7 protein-coding genes are annotated in these 6,302 nt (G+C 66.6%); 4 read left to right on the top strand and 3 right to left on the bottom strand.

What is annotated here, in order from left to right:
• Positions 1-748: DUF4010 domain-containing protein (locus ABYB95_RS14835; protein WP_372659344.1), on the top strand; the 748-nt coding region annotated here is incomplete at its 5' end.
• Positions 749-991: 243 nt separating this feature from the next.
• Here the strand turns inward: ABYB95_RS14835 and gorA are convergent.
• Positions 992-2,398 carry a glutathione-disulfide reductase gene (gene gorA / locus ABYB95_RS14830; RefSeq protein ID WP_372659343.1) on the bottom strand — a complete coding sequence of 469 codons (1,407 nt, stop codon included), beginning with the start codon at positions 2,396-2,398 and terminating at the stop codon, positions 992-994.
• A complete protein-coding gene (locus ABYB95_RS14825) occupies positions 2,395-3,300 on the bottom strand; it encodes a LysR family transcriptional regulator (RefSeq protein ID WP_372659342.1) in 906 nt (301 codons plus the stop codon). The genes gorA and ABYB95_RS14825 overlap by 4 nt, the downstream gene beginning before the upstream one ends.
• A 113-nt stretch (positions 3,301-3,413) precedes the next feature.
• Between ABYB95_RS14825 and ABYB95_RS14820 the strand changes: the two genes are divergently transcribed.
• Together ABYB95_RS14820 and ABYB95_RS14815 are read left to right on the top strand one after the other, a co-directional pair.
• Positions 3,414-4,031: a glutathione S-transferase family protein gene (locus ABYB95_RS14820; protein ID WP_372659341.1), complete on the top strand. Its 618-nt coding sequence runs from the start codon at positions 3,414-3,416 to the stop codon at positions 4,029-4,031.
• The gene (locus ABYB95_RS14815; protein ID WP_372659340.1) at positions 4,028-4,990 is read left to right on the top strand and encodes a pyridoxamine 5'-phosphate oxidase family protein; all 963 of its coding nucleotides are present in this window, start codon (positions 4,028-4,030) and stop codon (positions 4,988-4,990) included. The genes ABYB95_RS14820 and ABYB95_RS14815 overlap by 4 nt, the downstream gene beginning before the upstream one ends.
• On the opposite strand, the gene ABYB95_RS14810 is transcribed toward ABYB95_RS14815, so the two are convergent.
• A complete protein-coding gene (locus ABYB95_RS14810) occupies positions 4,984-5,835 on the bottom strand; it encodes a 3-hydroxybutyryl-CoA dehydrogenase (protein WP_372659339.1) in 852 nt (283 codons plus the stop codon). The two genes, ABYB95_RS14815 and ABYB95_RS14810, sit on opposite strands and share 7 nt — an antisense overlap.
• Positions 5,836-6,045: 210 nt before the next feature.
• On the opposite strand from ABYB95_RS14810, the gene ABYB95_RS14805 reads away from it, so the two are divergent.
• On the top strand, positions 6,046-6,302 hold a 257-nt coding region (locus tag ABYB95_RS14805; RefSeq protein WP_372659338.1), incomplete at its 3' end, for a lycopene cyclase family protein.

Raw genomic sequence — 6,302 nt, 5'->3', positions numbered from 1 at the left:
GGCCGTGCAGTCGCTGGCCCACCTTTGTCGCCGCTTGCTGCAGGCGCGCGAAGCGGTGGCGTTCTCGGCCCTGGCTTCCGGGTTCGTGTCGAGCACGGCGACCATCGCCACCATGGGGCTGGCGGTGCGCGAGGGACGCTCGGGCGCCCGCCTCATGGCCGGCGGCGGGCTGGTCTCGTGCGTGTCGACGCAGGTCCAGCTGCTGCTCGTGGCCGCAGCGGTACAACCGGCCTGGGTGTCGGTGCTGTGGCTGCCGGCAACGGCGGGCGGCGTTGGTGCTGCCGTCTGGGGTTGGTGGCTGTTGCGCGGTGCACCCGACGACGCACCCGACGCGGCCGAGCCGGCCGATGGTGTGGCATCGAGCCCGCGTGTCGAAGGTCTGCCAGGTGGCGACGAAGACCGCATGTTCAGCCTGTCCGGCGCTGCCGCTGTGGTGGTTTTGCTCAGTGGCATCCAGGCGCTGGTGCACGGCCTCGATCTCTGGCTGGGCCAGGCCGGCTTGATCGCCGGCACCATGGTCGCCGCCATGGCCGATCTGCACTCGGCGGTGGCGGCGGTGTTTGCGTCGTCCGGGCCGCTACGGTCCGACGGCGATACCTGGGCCGTGATGCTGGCGCTCGCCGTGCACGCGGGCAGCAAGAGCGTGACGGCGGGCCTCGTCGGTGGGCGGCACTACCTGATGTGGCTGGCGCCCGGCCTGTGGGCGCACACCCTGCTGGTCATCGCGCTGTTGGCCTGGCTGGTCTGAGGATCTTGGCGTTCACGCCGCCGTGTAGTGGTGGAGCGTGGGGGCGGAAGCGATCCGCCGCCGGGCCGCCCCAAGGCGGATCAGCCCCACGGGCCTGGGTATCCGGGGCCCCAGCCCCGGATGGGGCAGCGACCCGCGCAGCGGTGGGGCGTGGGGGCCGAAGCGATCCGCCGCCGGGCCGCCCCAAGGCGGATCAGCCCCCTCGGGGGGCAGCGACCCGCACAGCGGCGGAGCGTGGGGGCATCAGTCCCTGGCCGCCTCGCGCATGGTGACAAACTCTTCGGCGGCGGTCGGGTGGATGCCGATGGTGCTGTCGAACACGGCCTTGGTGGCGCCGGCCTTCATGGCCACGGCAAAGCCTTGCACGATTTCACCCGCCTCGGCGCCGACCATGTGCAGGCCGACCACCCGGTCGCTTTGCGCGTCCACCACCAGCTTCATGAGCGTGCGCTCGCTGCTGCCCGACAAGGTGTGCTTGAGCGCCTTGAACTCGCTGCGGAAAACCCGCACCTGGCCGAATTTTTCGCGCGCCTGTTCTTCGCTGAATCCCACGGTGCCGATGTTGGGGTGGGTGAACACGGCGGTGGGAATGAAGTCGTAACTCATCTGGCGCAGGGCCTTGCCGTCGGCGGGGCCGAACAGCGCGTCCACCACCACCATGGCTTCGCCCAAGGCCACCGGCGTGAGCTGTACCCGGTTGGTGAGGTCGCCCACGGCGTAGATCGACGGCACATTGGTCTGGTACTGCGCGTTCACCACCACCGCGCCCTGTTTGCCCTGGGCCACGCCCACCGCTTCCAGCCCCAAGTCTTTGACATTGGGCACGCGCCCGGTGGCGTAGAGCACCGCGTCGGCCTGGAGCACAGTGCCGTCCTCCAGCTCCACGCGCAGACCGTCGGTCTGTTTCTGGATGTCGAGCACGTCGGCGTTCAGGCGCAGGTCCACGCCCGACTTGAGCATTTCAGCGGCGACGAAGTGGCGCACCTCGTCGTCAAAGCCGCGCAGCACTTGTTCGCCCCGGTAGAGCTGGGTGACCTGGCTGCCCAGGCCATTGAAGATGGATGCGAATTCGCAGGCGATGTAGCCCCCGCCCACCACCACCAGCCGCTGGGGGAAGGGTTCCAGATCGAAGATGTCGTTGGAGGTGATGGCGTGCTCATGGCCCTTGAAATGCGGCACATGCGGGGTGCCGCCGGTGGCGAGCAGCACATGCTTGGCCGTGAAGCGCTGGTGGCTGGGGCTGCCATCGGCATTGAGCGTGGCCAGGGAGATCGCGTGTTCGCTTTCCAGGTGGGCAAAGCCGTTGAGTACGGTCACGCCGGAACCGCGCAACAGATTGAGGTAGACGCCATTGAGGCGGCTGATTTCCTGGGCGCGGTTGGCTTTGAGGGTGGCCCAGTTGAGCACCGGTGCCTGTCCCTCCCAGCCAAAGCCTGCGGATTCGTGGAAGCTCTCGGCGTAGTGCGCCGCGTAGCTGTACAGCTTCTTGGGAATGCAGCCCACGTTGACGCAGGTGCCACCCAGGCCGTCGGTGCCCAGCACCTCGGCCAGCGCCACGCGCGCGCCACGTGCCGCGGCCATGCGGGCGGCGCGAACACCGCCGCTGCCGCCGCCGATCACGAACAGATCAAAGTCGTATGTCGTTGTCATGGAGGGTTCTTTCTGGGCGCAAAGCCCGTGAGCTCCTTGCGGATGCTGTCGATGAAGACCCGTGTGCGCGTGGGCAAAAGTCGGGCGTGTGGGTAGACGAGCTGGATCGGGCGCGGCGCGTCTTCGAAATCTTCCAGAACGGTTTGCAATTGTCCTTGTTCCAGCATGGGGGCCACCTGGTACGAGAGGAATTGCCCCAAACCGACGCCGGCCACACAGGCCTGCACGGCTGGGGCGATGTGGTTGAACTCCAGGTTGCCGTTCACCGCCAGCTTGAGGGATTTGTTGCCGTCGCGAAAAACACCCCAGGTGGGCGTGTGCCCCGCATGGCGCACACAGTTGGCGTCCAGCAAATCGTTGGGGTGTTGGGGCACGCCATGCTGGCGCAGAAAGCCGGGACTGGCCACCACCACGCGCCGGATCTGCCCCAGCGGCACGGCCACCAGGCTGGAGTCGTCCAGCTCGCCGATGCGGATGCCGAGATCAAAACCCTCTTCGAGCAGGTTCACCACCCGGTCCAGCAACACCACGCGGCAGCGCATTTGCGGGTGTTGCTGCACGAAGCGCGCAACAATGGGCGTGACGTGCATCTCGCCAAACAGCACCGGCGCCGTGAGGTGGAGCTGCCCCGCCGGTTCGTGGGCGTCGTCTTTCAGGGCCGCTTCGGCGTCGTGGACCGCCGCGAGCAGGCGGCGGCAGCTTTCCAGGTGGTTGCGGCCTTCGAGCGTGAGCGAAATACGCCGTGTGGTGCGGTTGAACAGCCGCACGCCCAGGTCGGCCTCGTAGGCCGCGAGCGAGCGCACCACCGCAGGCAATGAAGCACCCATGGCCCAGGCGGCAGCGGTGAGGCTGCCCGCATCGGCGATGTGCACAAAGGTCTCCATGGCGCGGAATTTGTCCATGGCTCATTAAACCGATTTTTGGATGAGTCTTGTCCGTGAATGGGTATTGGTGTTTTTGACGGCAAGAAAGAAGATCGCGGCTCCACCAACCACCTCATCTCTGGAGCTCCGCCATGACCAGCACCATCCGCCTGTACCGCCACCCCATTTCTGGCCACTGCCACCGCGTCGAGCTGATGCTCTCGCTGCTCGGTCTGCCGTATGAAGCCGTCGAAGTGGACTTGATGGCGGCCGAGCACAAAGCTGCGCCGTTTCTGGCGCTGAACCCGCTGGGCCAGGTGCCGGTGTTGAGCGATGGTGAGCTGACCCTGGCCGACTCGAATGCCATCCTGGTCTACCTGGCATCGCGCTACGCGCCGGGCGCATGGTTGCCGCTCGATCCGGTGGGGGCGGCCGGGGTGCAGCGCTGGTTGTCCTTGGCGGCCGGCTTGCTGCACTTCGGTCCGTGTGCGGCCCGGGTGATCCGGCTGTTCCAATTGTCCAAGGACCCGGGCGAAGCACAGGCCCATGCGCAGACACTTCTGCGGTTCATGGAGGGCGAGCTCAAAGCCTCGGCTTTCCTGGTGGGCGAGCGCGCCACACTGGCGGACATCGCGCACTACGCCTATGTGGTCCGCGCGCCAGAAGGCGGGATTTCACTGGAACCCTATCCGGCGGTGCGCGCCTGGCTCGCCCGCGTGGAAGCGCTGCCGGGTTTTGTGCCCATGCTCGAAACGGTGGTGCCGGCGTGAAAGGGTTGCCCGCGTTCCATGCCGGCGAGCAAGCCTTGCAGGCGCGTGTGGGCGTGCAGGAGCGGCTGGCGCAGATCGGCGACCAGATCATGCGCGACCACATGCCCGACCAGCACCGGGCCTTCTTTGCGGAGTTGCCGTTCTTGATCGTGGGCAGTCTGGATGCCGAGCACCAACCCTGGGCCAGCGTGTTGGCCAACCCGCCGGGCTTTGTGCAAACGCCCGATGCCCGGCACCTGCAGATCCGGGCCCACCCGCTGCCACACGACCCGCTGCAGACCACGCTGCGCGAGGGCGCTGCGCTGGCCTTGCTGGGGCTGCAGCCCCACACCCGGCGCCGCAACCGGCTGAACGGGCATGCCCACCTGGTGGACGACGGCCTCGTGGTCGAAGTCGGGCAGAGCTTTGGCAATTGCCCGAAATACATACAAGCCCGTGAACCGGTGTTTGTGCCGGGTGCCCCGGCAGGCACCGTCGAATACGAAGGCCCGGCGCTGGATGCCGCCGCGCAGGCCATGGTGCGCGCCGCCGACACCTTCTTCATCGCCTCGGCCCACCCGGCCGCAGCGTCGGACTTGGAACCGCGCCACGGGGTAGACGTGTCGCACCGGGGTGGCAAACCCGGTTTCGTGCGGGTCGAGGGCCATGTTTTGACCGTGCCCGACTTCGCCGGCAACCGATTTTTCAATACCTTGGGCAATATCGCCCTGCATCCACGGGCAGGCTTGCTGTTTGTGGACTTTGACACCGGTGAGCGTCTGTATCTGGCGGTGCGTGCCGAGGTGATCTGGAGCGACCCCGCCTTGAGCACGTTCGACGGAGCCGAGCGCCTGCTGCGCATGGAAGTCACCCAGGTCCGGCGGGTGCGAGGTGGCCTGCCCCTGCGCTGGGGGCCGGCCGAGCCCTCACCCTACTTGCACGGCACCGGGGCCTGGCCCGCTGACCGCAAAGGTCAGTAGGTGTACACGCCGCGCCCGGTTTTCCTGCCCAGCCAGCCTGCGGCCACCATTTCTTTCAACAGCGGGGCAGGGCGGTACTTGCTGTCGTTGAATTCGGCGATGTAGACGTTCATCACCGCCAGGCACACGTCCAGGCCGATCATGTCGGCCAGCGCCAGCGGGCCTATGGGCTGGTTGGTGCCCAGTTTCATGCCGGCGTCGATGTCTTCGGCCGTGGCCGTGCCTTCGGCCAGCACAAAAAAGGCTTCATTGATCATGGGCACCAGGATGCGGTTGACCACAAAACCGGGCGCGTTCTTCACCGTGATCGGCGACTTGCCCAGCGCTTCGGCCATGGCTTTGACGGCGTCGTGCGTGGCGTCGCTGGTCTGCAGGCCACGGATGATCTCCACCAGCGCCATCATGGGCACGGGGTTGAAGAAGTGCATGCCGATGAAGCGGTCGGCGCGCTGGGTGGCTGCGGCCAGTTTGGTGATGGAGATCGAGCTGGTGTTGGTGGCGACGATCACCTCGGGCGCCAGCAGGGCGTCGAGCTGCTGCAGGATCTTGATCTTGAGCGCCTCGTTCTCGGTGGCGGCTTCGATGACCAACTGCGCGCTCTTGAGGTCGTCGTAGTTGGTGGAGACCTGGATGCGCGCCAGCGCCGTGTCTTTGTCGGCGGTGGTGATTTTCTCTTTCTTGATCAGGCGGTCCAGGCTGCCCGCCACCGTGGCCAGGCCTTTTTGCACAGCGGCGTCGCTGATGTCGACCATGACCACCTGCAGGCCGCTGGTGGCGCAGGCCTGCGCAATGCCATTGCCCATGGTGCCGGCACCGACGATGCCTACGGTTTGAATGCTGCTCATGTGGTGTAACTCCAAAAAAGTGGATGGATGCCGCCCAGGGTAGGCGGGAAATCGGTCAGCGCAGGGTGTCGTGCCGCACCGTCGCGCAGGCGTCAGGCCCTAGGCTGTTGTCTCTACAGTTCCCAGGCGCTGCGTGCTAACTTGGTCCCCATTGTCGCGCACCCCGGGCCTTGGGCCTCGTGCGTGTTCTGAGCAAATTCCGGAGACTGCATGTTCGACTACATCATCGTAGGCGGGGGCTCGGCTGGCTGCGTGCTGGCGGCTCGCCTGAGCGAAAACCCAGCCGTGAGCGTGGCCTTGCTCGAAGCCGGTGGCCCCGACGACAGCGTGCTCATCCATTGCCCTGCGGGCTTGGCGGTGATGGCCAAGTTCCAGCTCAATGGCTGGGGTTACCACACCGTGCCACAGTCCGGGCTCAATGGACGCCGGGGCTACCAGCCCAGGGGCAAGGTGCTGGGCGGTTCCAG

Source organism: Hydrogenophaga sp. (assembly GCF_041633695.1).
GTDB lineage: Bacteria > Pseudomonadota > Gammaproteobacteria > Burkholderiales > Burkholderiaceae_C > Hydrogenophaga.
This window is presented reverse-complemented; position numbering and strand designations above follow the sequence as displayed.